The sequence below is a fragment of the Haloarcula amylolytica genome (assembly GCF_049705545.1).
Classification (GTDB): Archaea; Halobacteriota; Halobacteria; order Halobacteriales; family Haloarculaceae; genus Haloarcula; species Haloarcula amylolytica_B.
Window position 1 is genome coordinate 3,050,425 of sequence record NZ_JBNAMU010000001.1, and the last position, 16,155, is coordinate 3,066,579.

At 62.5% G+C, this 16,155-nt stretch carries 16 protein-coding genes, 1 tRNA gene and 1 pseudogene; 15 read left to right on the forward strand and 3 right to left on the reverse strand.

Annotation, left to right across the window (positions count from 1 at the left end; genetic code table 11):
* Nucleotides 1-39: 39 nt before the first annotated feature.
* Nucleotides 40-636: a tRNA (pseudouridine(54)-N(1))-methyltransferase TrmY gene (gene trmY, locus ACOZ4H_RS15980; protein ID WP_424330206.1), complete on the reverse strand. Its 597-nt coding sequence runs from the start codon at nt 634-636 to the stop codon at nt 40-42.
* A gap of 162 nt (nt 637-798) precedes the next feature.
* On the opposite strand from trmY, the gene ACOZ4H_RS15985 reads away from it, so the two are divergent.
* The 3 genes from ACOZ4H_RS15985 to ACOZ4H_RS15995 all read left to right on the forward strand — a co-directional run bounded on the left by ACOZ4H_RS15985 (nt 799) and on the right by ACOZ4H_RS15995 (nt 3,396).
* Nucleotides 799-1,263 (forward strand): nucleoside deaminase, encoded by a 465-nt coding sequence (locus ACOZ4H_RS15985; RefSeq protein WP_424330207.1) that lies wholly within the window; start codon nt 799-801, stop codon nt 1,261-1,263.
* A gap of 63 nt (nt 1,264-1,326) precedes the next feature.
* Nucleotides 1,327-1,743: a cyclic nucleotide-binding/CBS domain-containing protein gene (locus ACOZ4H_RS15990; protein ID WP_424330208.1), complete on the forward strand. Its 417-nt coding sequence runs from the start codon at nt 1,327-1,329 to the stop codon at nt 1,741-1,743.
* A gap of 132 nt (nt 1,744-1,875) precedes the next feature.
* Nucleotides 1,876-3,396, forward strand: a complete 1,521-nt coding sequence (locus tag ACOZ4H_RS15995) for a hypothetical protein (protein WP_424330209.1) — start codon at nt 1,876-1,878, stop codon at nt 3,394-3,396.
* Nucleotides 3,397-3,447: 51 nt separating this feature from the next.
* Here the strand turns inward: ACOZ4H_RS15995 and ACOZ4H_RS16000 are convergent.
* A tRNA-Pro gene (locus tag ACOZ4H_RS16000) sits at nt 3,448-3,520 on the reverse strand.
* Between the two features lie 96 nt (nt 3,521-3,616).
* Here ACOZ4H_RS16000 and ACOZ4H_RS16005 point away from each other — a divergent pair.
* The 7 genes from ACOZ4H_RS16005 (at nt 3,617) to ACOZ4H_RS16035 (ending at nt 10,703) form a co-directional block, all read left to right on the forward strand.
* On the forward strand, nt 3,617-4,078 hold the full coding sequence (locus ACOZ4H_RS16005; RefSeq protein WP_424330210.1) for a GDP-mannose mannosyl hydrolase: 462 nt from the start codon (nt 3,617-3,619) through the stop codon (nt 4,076-4,078).
* Between the two features lie 121 nt (nt 4,079-4,199).
* On the forward strand, nt 4,200-5,372 hold the full coding sequence (locus ACOZ4H_RS16010; protein ID WP_424330211.1) for an NAD-dependent epimerase/dehydratase family protein: 1,173 nt from the start codon (nt 4,200-4,202) through the stop codon (nt 5,370-5,372).
* Nucleotides 5,373-5,374: 2 nt separating this feature from the next.
* Entirely contained in the window at nt 5,375-6,307 is a 933-nt protein-coding gene (locus ACOZ4H_RS16015; protein ID WP_424330212.1) for an NAD-dependent epimerase/dehydratase family protein, read from the forward strand.
* Entirely contained in the window at nt 6,300-7,295 is a 996-nt protein-coding gene (locus ACOZ4H_RS16020) for an NAD-dependent epimerase/dehydratase family protein (protein WP_424330213.1), read from the forward strand. Before ACOZ4H_RS16015 ends, ACOZ4H_RS16020 begins: the two co-directional genes overlap by 8 nt.
* 49 nt (nt 7,296-7,344) lie before the next feature.
* Nucleotides 7,345-9,678 (forward strand): STT3 domain-containing protein, encoded by a 2,334-nt coding sequence (locus ACOZ4H_RS16025; RefSeq protein WP_424330214.1) that lies wholly within the window; start codon nt 7,345-7,347, stop codon nt 9,676-9,678.
* 64 nt (nt 9,679-9,742) lie between these two features.
* Complete coding sequence (locus ACOZ4H_RS16030) at nt 9,743-10,216, forward strand: hypothetical protein (protein WP_424330215.1); 474 nt, start codon at nt 9,743-9,745, stop codon at nt 10,214-10,216.
* The gene (locus ACOZ4H_RS16035; protein ID WP_424330216.1) at nt 10,209-10,703 is read left to right on the forward strand and encodes a hypothetical protein; all 495 of its coding nucleotides are present in this window, start codon (nt 10,209-10,211) and stop codon (nt 10,701-10,703) included. The genes ACOZ4H_RS16030 and ACOZ4H_RS16035 overlap by 8 nt, the downstream gene beginning before the upstream one ends.
* A 5-nt stretch (nt 10,704-10,708) precedes the next feature.
* Here ACOZ4H_RS16035 and aglM read toward each other — a convergent pair whose 3' ends face one another.
* Nucleotides 10,709-12,016: a UDP-glucose 6-dehydrogenase AglM gene (gene aglM, locus ACOZ4H_RS16040; protein ID WP_424330217.1), complete on the reverse strand. Its 1,308-nt coding sequence runs from the start codon at nt 12,014-12,016 to the stop codon at nt 10,709-10,711.
* A gap of 88 nt (nt 12,017-12,104) precedes the next feature.
* Here aglM and aglF point away from each other — a divergent pair, with 88 nt between their 5' ends.
* The 5 genes and pseudogenes from aglF to ACOZ4H_RS16065 all read left to right on the forward strand — a co-directional run bounded on the left by aglF (nt 12,105) and on the right by ACOZ4H_RS16065 (nt 16,153).
* Nucleotides 12,105-12,860: a UTP--glucose-1-phosphate uridylyltransferase AglF gene (gene aglF / locus ACOZ4H_RS16045; RefSeq protein WP_424330218.1), complete on the forward strand. Its 756-nt coding sequence runs from the start codon at nt 12,105-12,107 to the stop codon at nt 12,858-12,860.
* Between the two features lie 159 nt (nt 12,861-13,019).
* Nucleotides 13,020-14,435 carry a sugar transferase gene (locus tag ACOZ4H_RS16050; protein WP_424330219.1) on the forward strand — a complete coding sequence of 472 codons (1,416 nt, stop codon included), beginning with the start codon at nt 13,020-13,022 and terminating at the stop codon, nt 14,433-14,435.
* A 180-nt stretch (nt 14,436-14,615) separates the two neighbouring features.
* Nucleotides 14,616-14,903: pseudogene (locus ACOZ4H_RS16055) on the forward strand (DUF4330 family protein); the annotation flags it as partial.
* Between the two features lie 198 nt (nt 14,904-15,101).
* The gene (locus tag ACOZ4H_RS16060) at nt 15,102-15,740 is read left to right on the forward strand and encodes a DUF4330 family protein (protein ID WP_424330384.1); all 639 of its coding nucleotides are present in this window, start codon (nt 15,102-15,104) and stop codon (nt 15,738-15,740) included.
* A complete protein-coding gene (locus ACOZ4H_RS16065; protein ID WP_424330220.1) occupies nt 15,737-16,153 on the forward strand; it encodes a hypothetical protein in 417 nt (138 codons plus the stop codon). Before ACOZ4H_RS16060 ends, ACOZ4H_RS16065 begins: the two co-directional genes overlap by 4 nt.
* Nucleotides 16,154-16,155: the final 2 nt, after the last annotated feature.

Sequence of the window (16,155 nt, forward strand, 5' to 3'; positions counted from 1 at the left end):
CGGAGGAAAACCCTTCTGGCAGCCTCCCGCCGTGCCCCGTCAGTACTGCTCGAACCCCGCCGTGTCCAGATAGTTGTGCGCGACCGTGATCGAGTGGTCAGCGTGGAGGGCCTTCGGCCCGAGCGAGACGCGCTCGTCAACGCGGTCGGCCAGCAGCGTCGCTTCCTCGTCCCGGAAGTCGTGATGGTCCGAGAGGACGAACACCGGGTCCGACGGCGGTGCAACGTCGACGATGGGGTCGCCGTCCTCGTGTAGCTGGACGACGGTTCCGCGGCGGGCCACGTCGTCGAGCGTCCCCTCGAACCCCCGTCGCGTGAGCGATACCCCCGGCGACGTTTCGACCGGGATGTGGCCGATAGCTTCCTCGCGCTCTTCCAGAGCCTTGCGGATCAGTGCCGCCGTGGACCGTTCGTCCGGGTTCAGCCGGCGGAGGTCACTCCCCTCGAACGTGACAGTGTACTCGTCCGCCAGGATCAGGTGGACCCGCACGTCCTCTCGGATAGCATGACTCAGGAAGAACGCGCTGGTGACACACCGGCAGAGCACGTCGAGCCGGCCGGCAGCGCCGGCCAGATCGTCGAGGGAGAACTCCGGCGTCGTCGGGGCGTCGTGGCCGATGATGACGAACTGGCGCATACGGACGCGAGGCCGGTCAGGGACTTACGTGCATCGACAGCGAAGTCGTGGGCTCTCATCCAGCCGACGAGGAGTCAGATGCCGAGTGGGGCCCACCGTTGCGGTCACGGGGGGCGGTGTTCCCCGCCGTGCCTACTTCCGACTGTGGGTCGAAACGCCGTTATGCCCGTTTCAGATTTCGACGAGTTCGACCACGAAACGCACATGCAGCGCGCTTTCGAGCTGGCTCGGACCGCTGTCGACCGCGGCGACCGGCCGTTCGGGTCTGTGCTCGTTCGTGACGACGAGATTGTGATGGAGGCGTCGAACCGCGTCCGCACTGAATCCGATGTGCGCCGCCATCCGGAACTCCAACTGGCGCACCGATCGATGCGCGAGTTTGGCCCGGACGAGCGTAGGGAACTGGTGATGTACACGAGCACCGAGCCGTGCCCGATGTGTGCCGGCGGTCTCCGATACGCTGGTCTCGGGCGGGTAATATACAGCGTCAGTAGCGACGAGATGACCGGTTTCAGCGACCACGAGGAATCTGTCCTCTCCGGCGAAATTCTCGACGGCGTGACCGACGTCGTCGGACCGATCTGTCAGGAGGAAGGATTGGCGATTCACGAAGCCTTTGACTGGTAAGGCAGCCGTAGCACCGCTTGCGGGAGTCGTACGGCTTATTATGTGCGTTTCCTAACTTGTGGTATGAATTCACTTGACACACCTGTCCAACAGGTGATGACGAAGCCAGTGAAAACCGTCGACCGCGAGCTTTCCGTCCGGGACGTTTCGAAGCTTCTCGCGACGGAAGCGGTGGGCTCAGTCGTCGTTGAAACCGAGTACGGGCGGGGGTTGCTCACGAAAACAGATATTATCGACGGCCTCCGCGATGGGATTGACCCGGATACGACACCAGTTGGAGACCTGATGACGACCCCCGTCAAGACCATCGACCCCGGTGCCCCGCTGGAGGAAGCCATCGATACGATGGTCGAGCACGGCATCAAGCGGCTCGTGGTCGACGGACAGGCCGACGGCGTCGGTATTCTCACGACGACAGATGTGATGCAGGAACTGTCGCCCGATCTGGACCGCGTCGTTGAGATGTTCGCGGAGGGGTGACAGTCCGAATCCGAAAGCCGGGGTAGGGAGACGCAGTTGGGCCAAGCCTATCTCGGAGTCGAGTGCCGAAAACGCTACAAACGCCGTCTAAGCGTCCAGAAAGGGTTTACCGGGGGCGACGAATCGCTGCCCATGCGCAGACGTGCCCTCCTCGCATCGGTCCCGGGTGCGCTGGCCGGACTCGCCGGCTGTTCGTTCGATACCCTGGGAGCTGACGAGACTGACAACGTGACGCCTGCACCGCGACCGGACCAGTCACCAACCGACGCGAACGACAGCAGGACAGAGACATCGACAGACACCGGCGACCCGCCCCGACCCGAGAATCCGACGACCGTCGTCGAACTAGAAACTGGACCGCGGACCTATGCTCTCAGTTCGCCGGGACTCCACACCGACGACAGGGCGCGAATCAGGCTCTGGTTCGACCGGACGGCGACCGCCAGCCATCCGGCCACGCTTCGCGGCTGGCTCCAGAACGGCAACGAGTTCGAGAACACGTTCAGAACCGAGTGGATTCCGGGAGTCGGTCGGACACACAGCCGCCAGCCCAGCGGCTACGACCACGAAGCGCGCCTCCATCTCGCACCTACGGTCAACAACGAACTCGCCGCGGAAGTGCCCTCTCTCGGCCGAACGGACGAGGGGTACTGGTGCGTCGACGATGTCGGTCCGTGGATGCCAGAGACGTACCGGCTAAATCCCGGTGAATGGGTCAAACTGGAGTACGCCCTCGTCGGCGAACCGAACCAGTCCGGGCGGCCGACCGGGACCTACGAGTTCCGCGGCCAGGGCGAGTCCCTCTCGGTTACCGTCTGGGATACGGGCAGTCCCGGCCCGGAAACCGATTCCCGGTTCGCTGGCCGCTCGCTCCCGCCGTTTCCCGGCGACGGTGGAGTCCAGTGGTTCCACGAAGCAGACAGGGCGACCACGGCCTTCGTTCGACCCGGGACCGAGCCCGCGGAACTGGACGCGCAGGTCGGCTTCGAGATGGTCAACAACAGGCACGAGCGACTGCGGTGTGGCCACTGGAACCTCTACAAACTCGTCGACGGCGAGTGGTTCCACATCGCGCCGACGGGTCACACCGCCGACTGCCGTATCCTGATGCCGGGCGGCCGGGAGCAGTGGGGCCTCCGGGCGTTTAACGGACCGGCTGTCGGGTGCAGCACCGGCGACTGCAACTGTGACGGCCTCACACAGGGCTATCTCGGCGGCGGCGAGTACGCCATCGTCGCCGGCTACGGGCAGGCGACGACCGAGAGCGGTGCTCTGGTTGCGCTAGTCGGTGACCGCGCTGCGGTGACCCCGGTCGACGGCGTGTCGACAGTACGTGACGGCGACACCGTCACAGTGACGACCGGACGCCACGGCGATGGAGAGCAGCCACCCGACGCGACGTTCTCGCTTGCTCGCGCCGACAGCGCGGGCGAGCGGGTCATCGCCGAACAGGTGATGACAAGCGGTCGGTTCGCCACGTACGAGGGTGGGCTTCGTAACGCCCTGCCGTTCCTGACCGACGGTGTGAGCCGCGTCGTCGTCGAGACCGACGAGCGGACCGTGGACGGTGTACTGGGATACGATACGAACAGTCGGCGGTTTCGGTTCCGCGGGCAGGCATACGAAGTCGTTCGCGGTCGGAGCGACGGCTGATGATCAACGGGAGACGCGATCCTGTCGCTTCCCAGTAGCGTCGTTGAAAAATGGGCCGGCGCGAATTCGAATCGCGGTTACGGCCACCCGAAGGCCGAAGGATACCAGGCTACCCCACCGGCCCGTGCGATAGCAATCGGATAGAAGATAGGGTCGGTTTTAACGGTTGCGAAACAGCGAGAAGCGGAGCGGTTTCACCGGTGGCCCGCAAGCGAGAAGTATGGACCGGCACGACGAACGCATTCCGACGGAGACGTTCGCCACCTGTCTCGACAACATGCCCCAGCCCTGTGTCGACCTCGTCGTCGAGTACGAGGGGGGTATCTTGCTCACACGGCGACAGAACGAACCAGCCAAAGGCGAGTGGTTCTGGCCGGGGAGCCGCCTCTACAAAGGAGAGCGACTGGACGACGCGGCGGTGCGCATCGCCGAGGAGGAACTCGGCCTCACATCGGTTGCGACGGAACGGCTCGGCGTCAGCGAACACTTCTGGGACGCGTCGTCCGTCGATGGCGTCGACTCCCGGCACACGATACCAGTTGTGTATCGAGTCGTACCCGAGGACGGAGCAGAGATAGCACTCGACGACCAACATGACGCCTATTGCGTCGTCACGGAACCACCGGTGGACGCGAACCAGTACGTCACAGAGTACTTCGAACGGTTCGATGTCGGCCAGTAGAGAAGGAATTGCTGTTTTGAGGACGAATACGTGTCTGATGAGCGGTCAGGCTGTACGAGATTAGCAGGCAACCGAACAGAAGATTGATTACGCATCGCGGTTACTCACTATCTGAGTAACTATGACCATCCTCATCACTGGCGGCGACGGCTACGTCGGCTGGCCGGCCGCGCTGCGAATCGCGGACCGAACGGACGACCGAGTGCTGCTCGTCGACAACTTCGGCCGACGGGAGTGGGTCGAAGACGTGGGCGCGACGAGCGCGACACCGGTGGCCAGCATCGACGAGCGCCTCGACGCCGCCCGCGAAGTCCACGGGCTGACGAACCTCTCCTTCGTCGAGGGCGACCTCGCCGAGAAATCCTTTGTCGACGAACTGCTGACGGTCCACGAACCCGAGGTCGTCGTCCACACCGCCGCCCAGCCCTCCGCGCCGTACTCCCAGATCAACGGCGAGCGGGCGAACTACACCCAGCACAACAACCTCCAGGCGACGCGGAACCTCCTGTGGGGGCTCGAGGAACACGACCTCACTGACACCCACTTCGTCGAGACGACGACGACGGGCGTCTACGGCGCGCCGGAGTTCCCGATTCCGGAAGGCGGTGCGACGATGGAGAATCAGGGCGAGCGCGACGACGTACCGTTCCCCAACATGGGCGGGAGCTGGTATCACGCGACGAAGGGCTTCGACGCACAGAACATGCGTCTGGCCCACACGCAGTTCGACATCCCGATTTCGGACGTGCGAACGGCCATCGTCTACGGGACCGAGACCGAGGAAACACGCGAAGACGACCGCCTCAAAACCCGCTTCGACTTCGATTACTACTTCGGCACGGTCACGCACCGCTTCTGTGCGCAGGCCGTCGCGGGCTACCCCGTCACGGTATACGGCAAGGGCGAACAGCGCAAGCCGTTCATCTCGCTCGAGGATACTGTCGAAGGGCTGGCCGAAGTGGCGCTGACCGACCCCGACGAGCGCCCCGAGGGCCTGACGGTGTACAACCAGGTCACGCGCGCCATCAGCATCGTCGAGATCGCCGAGACGATTGCAGATGTGGGCAGCGAGTACGACCTCGATGTCGACGTCGAGCACTTCGAGAACCCCCGCGACGAGGACGAGACACACAAGATGGAGATCGAGAACGACCGCTACGCCGACCTCATCGACGGCCAGTCCCAGTCCTTCGAGGACGGTGTCGACGATATCTTCGAGACGCTGACCCGCTACGCCGACACTATCGAGGCCCACGAGGACCGCTTCCTGCCGGGCGTCCTGAGCGAGGACTGACGATGGACGTGCTGGTCACCGGGGCCTGTGGCTACATCGGCAGCGCGCTGATTCCGCTGCTGCGAGCGGACGACCGCGTCGACAACGTCGTCGTCTTCGACGACCTCTCCTCGGGGTCGCCGCGAGCGCTGCTGGGGACGCTTGGGGACGGGCTCGCGTTTCGCCGGGGCGATGTCCGCGAGTACGGCGACGTGGAGAGCGCCATGCGCGGCGTCGACCGCGTCATCCATCTCGCGGCCATCACCGGCGCGTCGAGCACCCACGAACGCCGCGACGAGACGTTCGCCATCAACTACGACGGCACCGAGAACGTCCTGACCGCGGCCGGCAAACTCGGCGTCGACCACGTCGTCTTCGCCTCCTCGTGTAACGTCTACGGCCGCGCGACCAGCACCGACATCGACGAGACGGTCGACCCGGATCCCATCAACCCTTACGCGGAGACGAAACTACAGTCCGAGACCCTGCTGCGGGAGTACTGCGAGGAGTTCGGCATGACCGGTACCGCGCTGCGGATGGCCACGAACTTCGGCCACTCGCCGGGCATCCGGTTCAACCTCGTCGTGAACTACTTCGTGTTCCGCGCGCTCACCGACCGCCCGCTCACCGTCTACGGCGACGGCTCGAACTGGCGGCCGTTCATCCACGTCCGGGACGCTGCCCGTGCCTACGCGGAGGCGGCGTGCGACCCCGAGTCCTGGGACGAACCGGTGTACAACGTCGGGTCGATGGAATCGAACTACCGGATTTCGGAAATCGCAGACATCGTCGCCGACGAGGTCGCCCCGGTCGACGTGACCTACCTCGAAGACGAGCATCCCGGTCCGTCGTATCACGTCAACTTCGACCGACTGAGCGGGACCGGCTTCGAACCATCGTGGACGCTCCGGGAGGGTGTCCGCGACCTCGAGGAGAAATTCACCACCAATGCCTGAACACGAACCCACAGACAACACGCCCCACATCGCCGTCACCGGCGGTGCGGGCTACATCGGCAGCCGCGTCATCTACGAGCTACAGCAGGCCCATCCCGACTGGGAGATAACCGCCATCGACAACTACTATCTCGGGACTGTGCAGTCGGTCGGCGACGTCGACATCGAGCACGTCGACGTCCGGCACCGGGACCGACTGGAATCGGCGCTTAACGGCGCCGACGTCGTGATGCACCTCGCCGCGGTTTCCGGCGTCGACGACTGCGAAGAGAAGCAAGACTTGGCCTACGAGGTCAACGTCCAGGGAACCGACAACGTCGCCTGGTTCTGTCGCAAGACCGGCGCGGCGTTGATCTTCCCGTTCTCGATGGCCGTCATCGGCGATCCACAGGAGTTCCCCATTACAGTCGACCACCCGCGAGACCCCCTGAACTGGTACGGCCGAACGAAACTACTCAACGAGCGCGATATCGAGACGTACGCCGACGGCGCGTTCCCCGCCCACCAGTTCATGATATCGAACCTCTACGGCAGCCACGAGATAGACGGCCAGACCGTCTCGAAGGGAACCGTCATCAACTTCTTCGTGAATCGCGCACTCGCTGGCGAGACGCTGACCGTCTACGAGCCGGGAACGCAGTCCCGGAACTTCATCCACGTCAAGGACGTGGCCCGGGCCTACGTCGACAGTTGCGAGCGGCTGCTGGAGCAACTGGACCGGGGCGAGACCGGCGTCGAGAAGTACGAAATCGCCAGCGACGAGGACCCGGGCGTCCACACCGTCGCCAAGCTCGTCAGGGACATCGCCGCTTCAGTCGCCGACATCGATGCCGACGTAGCCCTAGTTGAGAACCCGCGCGGCGACGACGAGACGCTCGTCGATTCGTTCCCGGTCGACACCGGCCGAACGACCGACGCGCTGGGGTGGACGCCGGAACACGACGTGGAGTCCGCGGTTCGAGAAGCACTGGAGTCGGCGGACACGTAAGACAGCGAGTCCCGATGGATTTATTCGCCAGACCGGGAAGAGGGGATACATGAGCGACACGCCCGGGGCGGCAGCGGTACTCGATGACCGGCCCGAACTGAGATCCGCGACAGAGGCGGTTCTGGCCGTTGACGACGAACAGGACGGCTGGACGTTCGATGACATCCCTATCGATTCGGGGCAGTTCGGCGAACTCGTCTCCGCAGGCATCGTCGAGAAAGACGGTGACGAGTACCGCGTCGCCGACCCCGACGCTGTGCGGGCCGCGCTCGCTGGCGAATCCGAGGTCGGTGGCGACAGCGAGCACGGTCTGGGTGTCGGAGGTGCCCTGGATTTTGACTTCGACGCACGAGCGACTGGTCTGCTCGTCGCCGCCCTGGCCGTCGTGTTCGTCGCCCGAACGTACGTCGTCGGGTCGATCTACCGCGGCAGCGACATCGTCCTCTCAGGTAACGACCCCTACAACTACAGATATCACATCGAACAGGTCGCAGCGAACGCCGGAAGTGCGGTCGATCTCGGGGTACTCTCCGTTCTTCCAAGTGGATTAACCAACGGAGAGCCGCTCATGGTCGCGACGCTCTGGTGGGTGGCCAGCCTCTTCGGCGGGAGCAAAGCGGTTATCGGCCACGTTCTCGCGTGGTATCCTGTCGTGTCGGCACTCGTTACCGGCGTCCTGCTCTATCTGCTTGCGGTTCGGGTGTCCAGCGACCGACGTATCGGTCTCGCGTCGGTCCTCTTTCTGGCGTTTATTCCGGGACACGCCTTCCGGACGAGTCTGGGTTTCGCGGATCACCACGCCTTCGACTATCCGTGGTTAGGGCTTACCGCTCTTGCACTCGTGGTCGCGCTAACGACGGCCACGAATCGGGCATCGCTTCGGCGACCGCAACCGTGGATCGCCGCGGTCGGCATCGGGGTCGGGATCGCCGGCCAGGTGCTCGCCTGGGAAGCGGGGCCACTGCTTGTCCTGCCAGTCGGTCTGGTGATACTGGGGCAGACACTCCTTGACGTGTCAAACGACCGATCATCGCTGGTCAGGAACGCACCGGTCCTCGCTGGGGTCGGTCTCGGCGCGATACTCGCGTTCGGTGTCCACGCTGTCGCCGATTGGCAGACAGCGCTCGTGGCTGGCACACCGGCATTACTGACGCTGGGCACCGTCGTCGTCATCGCGACGGCAGAAGCGGCCAAGGGCTTCGGTGGCACTGCCAGGCAACTGGCCGCAGTCGATATCGGCCTCGGCGTCGTCGGGCTCCTTGTCTTCCGCTTTGGCTTCACAGAACAGTGGGGAACGTTCAGTAACCGGCTCGATACGCTGTTCCGCTCCGACGGGATCGCCGAGACGTACGGGCTGTTCAGCGCTGACGCCTTTGGTTTCCTGTTCCTGCTCGGCCTGACGCTGTTCCTGGCGCTCCCAGCGATGGTGTGGGGCGTCAATCTCGCTCGGAGCGACCGGAGCGGCTGGCTCGTCGCCAGTAGCTACGCCTGGGTGCTGTTCGGCCTCGCCGTGATTCAGGTCCGCTTCGTCGGCGAGCTGGCCCCGTTTCTCGCGCTGTTCGCCGGCCTCGCGTTCGTCTGGACCGCCTCGTGGGTCGATGTCGCCCGACCGGTGCTGACGACCGGCGATAGGGACTTGCGAGACGCGCTCGTTCCGGACACCCGCGCGGTCGCATCGCTGTTCGTACTGTTTCTGTTGTTCGGGGCCCTCGGGATGGTTCAGGTGCCGGTGAAAACGAGTCAGGTACTCGTCGAGGACGGGACGTACGGCGCGGCGACTGCAATCGAAGCCGACGCCGCCGAGCACGGACTCGAATACCCCGAGAACTACGTGCTCAGCCGCTGGGGACAGAACCGCGTGTACAACTACTTCGTCAACGGTGAGTCACGGAGCTACGCCTACGCTCGCCAGACGTACGGGCCGTTCCTCGCAGCAACAGACCCCGACGAGGCCCAGGACCGAATTTCCGGACGAGTCGGGTACGTCGTGACAACTGAAATCGAGGTCGAAGAACCGACCACGATGTACGTCCGCTTACACCAGCACTTCGGAAGCCAGAACGGGGATGTGGACGGCCTGGCCCACTACCGACCGCTCTTCGTGAGCGAAGACGGGAGCCACAAAGCGTTCGCGGTCGTCCCCGGTGGGACGATACAGGGGACCGCAGCCCCGAATTCGACCGTCTCGGTGGCAGCGACGGTCGAAATCTCGGACAGAGAGATTCCTTACGAGCGCCAGACGACAGCCAACCAGAACGGTGAGTTCACTGTTACCGTCGCAAACCCCGGGGTGTACACCGTGACGACCGATGGCGGAAGTGAAACGACCATCGAAGTCCCGGAACAGACAGTGTACGACGGCGGCAACGTCACTGTCGAGTGATTTTCAGAGACCGCTGTGGCTCTGAAGCGAAACGACCATTGTACCCACCGAACGAACAGAGGGTGTGCGCGTCTGGGTTCGTGTCGTCATCGTGCTTGGGCTGTGTCTGACACTCGGGGGACTGTTCGTCCACGCAGCGGTTACAGAAGAGCAGCGATCACCCTATCCAGATGCTGCGGACCTCTCGTCCGGGTACGACTCGTACGTCGGACAAGAGGTGATGGTGTTCGGAACGGTGACGGATACCAGCGAAAACGGGATCGAGATCAGCGCCGAGAGCGGCGGGACGGCGATAACGCTCAGGGTCACCGAGACGGAAGCAGCCGTTGAACCCGGTGGTGTGGTCCAGGTGTACGGAACGCTCGAACCGAATCAGACGATAGCGGCCGAGCGCGTCGAAGTCGTCAACAGCAGCCGGTGGGCGGAGTTCTACAAGTACGGCGCCTCGGCTATCGGCGCACTCGGATTCCTGCTGCTGTTTTTCCGATACTGGCGCATCAACCGTAATACGTGGACGCTGGAGGCACGCGATGGCTGACCTGCTGACCCACCTTCTCGTTCCGTACGTCCTCCTCACGGTCGCTAGTTGGCGCGTCGACTGGCTCGATCAGCGCTGGGTCGTCGTCGGGATGGGCGGTGCAGCAATTCCCGATTTGATAAAAGTCAGGATCGTAGTGGACGAGAGCACAGTCGAAACGCTTCTCGGAATACCGTTCGCCTATGGGCCCCTCTCCACATTCGGTGGAATCCTGCTACTGGCCGGTATCATTACCGTCGCGTTCGAGCGACGCCACTGGGGGCGAGTGTTCGGTCTCGTGACGTTCGGTGGCCTCACATCGCTGCTGCTCGATGGGATGCGGGTGTACGCCGACGGGCGAGCGAGCGCCTGGCTGTATCCGTTCACGAACTGGCGGCCACCGACGCCGAGCCTGTACGTGTCTTCGGACCCGGCTGTGCTCGTCGTGGCGGTACTCGCTGCCGGCACGGTAACCCTCCTCGACGGGCGAATACGGGCGCGTAACTGACCGCGCTACCAGGTCAACCCTTCGTAGGTGATGCCGTCGCGCCGCTCGATGATGCGGCGTCCGTCAACGACGACCGGGGCGGCCATCTCGTCGAACGCAGCGTCAAGCGCTGCGAACTCGTCCCAGTCAGTGACAACGACAGCACCTGACGCACCCTCAAGGGCGGCCGCCGCCGAGTCGGCGTACTCGATGTCGGGATAGTGCTCGCGCATGTTCTCGGCCGCCACTGGGTCGTAGGCGACGATTTCTGCACCGCGTTCTTTGAGTCCCTCAATGACCGGAGCCGCTCGCGTGTTCCGGATATCGTCCGTCCCGGGTTTGAACGCCAGTCCGAGAACGGCGATGCGTTTCCCGGACACGTCGACGTGGTCGTCGAGTAGAGAGAGGAGGCGCTCGGGTTGGGCGTCGTTCAGTTCCACGGCCGCGGAAAGGACGGCGGGGTCGTAGCCCTGTTCCCGTACCGCGGCGATGATGGCATCCGTGTCCTTCGGGAAGCAACTGCCGCCCCATCCCACCCCGCTCCGGAGGAACTGTTCGCCGATGCGGTCGTCGAGTCCAATGGCATCGGCCACCTCGTAGGCGTCGACGCCGAACTCCTTGCAGATGTTCCCGATGTCGTTGATGAGGCTGATCTTCGTCGCGAGGAACGTGTTGTTGGCGTACTTTATCATCTCGGCCTCGGCGATGCCGGTTTCGACGACCGGCACGTCGTCGTCAGCGGCCTCGCGAAGCGGTTCGTACAGTTCGTTGAGAAGCGCCGTCGCACGGTCGTCGTCCGTCCCGAAGACGAGTTTGTCGGGGTTCAGGAAATCCGCGACGGCCGTCCCCTCGCGCTGGAACTCGGGATTGGACGCGACGAGGAAGTCCGTCCCGCGTTCGAGACCGGCGTCGGCGATACGGGGAGCGAGCCGGTCCTCGGTCGTGTTCGGGACGACAGTCGACTTCGTGACGACGAGGTGCGGCTCGTCAGCCGGATTCTCAGCGCCGGCCAGCGCCTCGCCGATGGATGCCGCACCGGCTTCCATGAACTGGAGGTCGATGCTCCCGTCGTCGTTCGAGGGCGTCGGGAGCGCCAGCATCGTCAGCTCAGTATCGAGAATCTCGTCGTAGTCGGTACTTGCCCGGAGTCGGCCGCCGCCGTGCTCGGCGACGAGTTCGTCGAGCCCCGGTTCGTGTATCGGCGACTCACCGTCGTTGACTGCGTCGACGATGTCCTCATCGATGTCGATCGTTACGACTTCGTGTCCGAGATCCGCAAGACACGCCGCAACCGTCGTCCCGACGTATCCGCTCCCGACAATACTGACGTTCATCGAGCGACGGTAGTCAAGGAGCGGGTATTATAATTCGGATCTTATACTTCGACAAGAGTTTTATCGGGTGACCGACGAATGTGGACATATGAAAGCTGTCGTTCTCGCCGCTGGTGAGGGGACCCGTCTCCGCCCGCTGACCGAAGACAAGCCGAAGGGCATGGTAGAAGTCGCGGGGAAACCGATTCTGACGCACTGCTTCGAGCAATTGATCGAACTAGGCGCCGACGAACTCCTGGTAGTCGTCGGCTACAAGAAGCAGGCCATCATTAACCACTTCGAGGACGAGTTCGAAGGCGTTCCGATCACCTACACCCACCAGCGCGAGCAGAACGGCCTCGCACACGCACTCCTGACCGTCGAGGAGCACGTCGACGACGACTTCATGCTGATGCTCGGCGACAACATCTTTGAAGCGAATCTCCAGGACGTTGTCAACCGCCAGCAGGAGGAGCGCGCCGACGCCGCCTTCCTCGTCGAGGAAGTCCCCTGGGAGGAGGCCGGGCGATACGGCGTCTGTGACACCAACAAGTACGGCGAAATAACCGAAGTGGTCGAAAAGCCCGAAGAGCCGCCGTCGAACCTGGTGATGACCGGGTTCTACACGTTCACACCAGCTATCTTCCACGCCTGCCATCTGGTGCAGCCCTCGAACCGCGGCGAGTACGAGATCAGCGACGCGATTGACCTCCTGTTGCACTCCGGCCGGACTATCGACGCAATCCGCATGGACGGCTGGCGGAACGATATCGGCTACCCGGAGGACCGCGACCAGGCTGAGAAACGGCTACAGGGCGAGATTGATCCGGAGATGGCCGCCGAGAACATCGCCGCAAGCGAGTGAGAGAACAGACCGGTCAGTAGCCAGCGACTTCTCCGGTTACGTGAGTTGTGTGGTGATGCGGTTTCTTGATCGAAGAACAGCCCACAACTGCGAGAATAGTTTCAATATTTGAGTCTCCGGACGCAGGACTTATCCCGGAACTCGGTAATCACACTGATAATGGACAGTGGCTGGCGGTACCGGGTCGCAAGTGTGGCTGGCGTCGTCGTGCTGACAGCGATTGCCGTCGCACTTGTCAACAACGCTACCTTCCAGTCGATAGCGACTACCGTCCCGATATTCAGTCGGCTGCCGACCGACCCCCCAACAGGGTCGGAGTTCACGTTTGAACTCCTTGTCACAATCGCCGTCGTCGCCAGTGTGTTTCTCCCGCTGTACAAGCCCCGCCCGCGTCGGATTCTCGACGCCGTAGCGCTGGCTCAGAAGCGAGTGCTCGTGGCAGTTCTCGTGCTGGCGACAATCGGCTACTTCGACTACACGTATCGACTGCCGCGCTTGACTGTCGTATTGGTGACCCCGTTGTTACTGATCGCACTGCCAGCGTGGTTCGTGTGGATTCGGAAACGGCCGTCGTCAAACGGCGAGCGGACCATCGTCGTCGGCGATGACCTCCAAGTGATCGGGGAAGTCGCACGTGAGGTCGACGGGACACTCTTGGGCTATCTCTGTCCGACGAGTGTCGTGGCGACGACCGAACGGACCGAAGCCATCGCTGACGGTGGAATCAGCCCCGGTGGGCTGGAACGGTTGGGCGGCCTCTCGCGGATCGAGGACGTGCTCGTCGAGTATGACGTCGATACTGTCGTGTTGGCGTTTGAGCATGCCGACCGGGCGGAGTTCTTCGGTGCCCTTGACGCCTGTTACGAGTATGGAGTCAACGCGAAAGTCCACCGAGACCATACGGACTCCGTGTTGACCGCCAGCGGTGGGGTCGGAGCGCTGGTCGACGTGGATATCGAGCCCTGGGACATACAGGACTACATTCTCAAGCGCGCGTTCGACATCGCGTTTGCGTCAGTTGGACTGGTCGCGCTGTCGCCGGTGATTATCGGGATCGTAGCAGCAATAAAAGTCGAAGACGGCGGATCGATACTGTACCGGCAAGACCGGACAGCGGTGTTCGGCGAGACATTCTCTATCTACAAGTTCCGGTCGATGATCGAGAACGCGGAAGACGGGACCGGCGCGAAGATAAGCGACGAGGATGCGGGTGGGGTCGATCCACGCGTGACATCGGTCGGGCGAGTGCTGCGACAGACGCACCTGGATGAGATTCCACAGCTCTGGTCGATACTGCGGGGCGACATGAGCGTCGTCGGCCCGCGGCCCGAACGACCGGAACTGGACTCGGATATCCAGACCGGCGTCGTTGACTGGCAGAAACGGTGGTTCGTGAAACCCGGTCTGACCGGTCCTGCGCAGGTTAATGACGTGACCGGGAAGGAACCGGGCGAAAAGCTGCGATACGACCTCGAGTACGTGCGTGACCAATCGTTCAGCTACGATATGAAACTGGTCTCAAGACAAGTATGGAGCGTCATTATTGATGTCATTGTTGCGTACAGAATCTCTTGAGAAGGGTTTGCAAACCGACAAGCCGTGATCTGGACAGTACATTCGACAGCAAAACGTCGTTCGTAGCGGTCCCGAATACGCTGACGTGTTGGTCCCGTTCGGGAACACGGCATCAGTTGGGGTAATAGCGACAAGCGAAAAGGCCATACACCGGCCGCGAAATGGGCTGGTATGGAGTCGATGGAGGAGTCATCCGGTATCATCGATGACGAGGGGAATCTGTTTGGCGTTATCAATATCATCGATGCCCTCGTCGTTGTATTTGTTCTTACTATCCTTATCGCCGGAATCAGCCTGGTCCTAACGGATAACAGCGATTCGGGTTCGACATCGTCGGCCGGGACAGCTGGGACAACCAATGTGACACTCGATCTCGGGCCCCAGCCGGACTATATTATTTCTCAGATATCGGTCGGAGACAGCTACAGTCCGTCAGGGAATTCGGAACTCACAGTCACAGATGTCTATTTCGCCCCGCAAGGTGAGTCGACACGAGCGGTGGTGCAAGCCGAATTGTCAGCCCCGCAGTCGGGAGAAACCATACAGTACAACGGGTCACCACCGCGATACGGTCGACAGCTTGAGATCCTCACTGAGACCTACTCTACCGCAGGGACGATTCGCGACGTTGGTGGCAGTTTCGAACTTACTACGACTGAGACAGAGGTGGTAGTCAGAGCAAATCTATCGGAGACCGACGCCAGGCGTCTCAGTGCCGGGCAGCCGATCCGTGTCCAGGGACGAGAAGTAGCTACTATCGAGTCGGTAACAGTATACGGGACCCGAAACCCCGATAAGAAGACCGTCTTTCTTGGAGTGACGCTCCAGAGCGTAGCCTACGGTGAGCAGCAGGCGTTCGGCGAGACGACGATCCGGCCGGGAGCAACCCTCTCACTCCCGACGGACACTGGCCTCATCAAGGGTCGACTCACGCGGGTCGGTACTACGACGCAACGCGGTCAGTCCGCAACTCGCGATGTCCGACTGCAGTTGTCCAACGTGTCTCCGTTACTCGCCGACAGCGTTTCGCCGGGGATGACGGAGTCGTTCGGCGGTGAAACAGTCGCACGGGTTTCGACCGTCCAGCGTGAAAACGCGACAGTCGTCACCAGAGGACAGGATGGGGAGATCTACGAACGGGCACATCCGATAAACCGGGACGTTACGCTCACCGCAAACCTCTCTGTTCGAGAGACCGAGACCGGTGTCACATTCAAAGGGCAGACACTCCAGCAGGGACGCGTCGTGACCCTGGATCTGGGAACCGTAACGATCAGGGCGACAGTTATCTCAGGCTATCGATGAGCAACGGAGGGACAGCCACAGTGGTGAAAGCGCGTCTCCGGTCGGCTATCGAGAACTCGGCGCTCAAGTCGCTCTCCGATGATTTTTCACGGAGTTTCGAGCACTCGACGCTCAACTGGGTTCGCGCTCGGTTACTCGAGATAACCAAGGCATCCTGGATCTACCGCTGGCTCACGGCAGAACCGGAGCCGGAGGTCATCGTCATCGATCTACGCGAAACGCACACTGTCGGTCCATTTTTCACTATGCTCGACGCTGTCACACCTCAGGTTGTGCAGTTCTGGAAAAATTCCGGCCTCGCGGCGATTGCGCGATCTATCGGAAAGATACTCTCGGGTTCGACAACCCTTGAACTGGCGGCAAGGCTTCTCGAACCGCCGGAACCACCAGAAAACTGCGAGCATCGCGAGTAGCC

Coding starts and splice junctions, on each gene's coding strand:
- trmY (WP_424330206.1), bottom strand. CDS start 636: ATGCGCCAGTTCGTCATCATCGGCCACGACGCCCCGACGACGCCGGAG.
- ACOZ4H_RS15985 (WP_424330207.1), top strand. CDS start 799: ATGCCCGTTTCAGATTTCGACGAGTTCGACCACGAAACGCACATGCAG.
- ACOZ4H_RS15990 (WP_424330208.1), top strand. CDS start 1,327: ATGAATTCACTTGACACACCTGTCCAACAGGTGATGACGAAGCCAGTG.
- ACOZ4H_RS15995 (WP_424330209.1), top strand. CDS start 1,876: ATGCGCAGACGTGCCCTCCTCGCATCGGTCCCGGGTGCGCTGGCCGGA.
- ACOZ4H_RS16005 (WP_424330210.1), top strand. CDS start 3,617: ATGGACCGGCACGACGAACGCATTCCGACGGAGACGTTCGCCACCTGT.
- ACOZ4H_RS16010 (WP_424330211.1), top strand. CDS start 4,200: ATGACCATCCTCATCACTGGCGGCGACGGCTACGTCGGCTGGCCGGCC.
- ACOZ4H_RS16015 (WP_424330212.1), top strand. CDS start 5,375: ATGGACGTGCTGGTCACCGGGGCCTGTGGCTACATCGGCAGCGCGCTG.
- ACOZ4H_RS16020 (WP_424330213.1), top strand. CDS start 6,300: ATGCCTGAACACGAACCCACAGACAACACGCCCCACATCGCCGTCACC.
- ACOZ4H_RS16025 (WP_424330214.1), top strand. CDS start 7,345: ATGAGCGACACGCCCGGGGCGGCAGCGGTACTCGATGACCGGCCCGAA.
- ACOZ4H_RS16035 (WP_424330216.1), top strand. CDS start 10,209: ATGGCTGACCTGCTGACCCACCTTCTCGTTCCGTACGTCCTCCTCACG.
- aglM (WP_424330217.1), bottom strand. CDS start 12,016: ATGAACGTCAGTATTGTCGGGAGCGGATACGTCGGGACGACGGTTGCG.
- aglF (WP_424330218.1), top strand. CDS start 12,105: ATGAAAGCTGTCGTTCTCGCCGCTGGTGAGGGGACCCGTCTCCGCCCG.
- ACOZ4H_RS16050 (WP_424330219.1), top strand. CDS start 13,020: ATGGACAGTGGCTGGCGGTACCGGGTCGCAAGTGTGGCTGGCGTCGTC.
- ACOZ4H_RS16065 (WP_424330220.1), top strand. CDS start 15,737: ATGAGCAACGGAGGGACAGCCACAGTGGTGAAAGCGCGTCTCCGGTCG.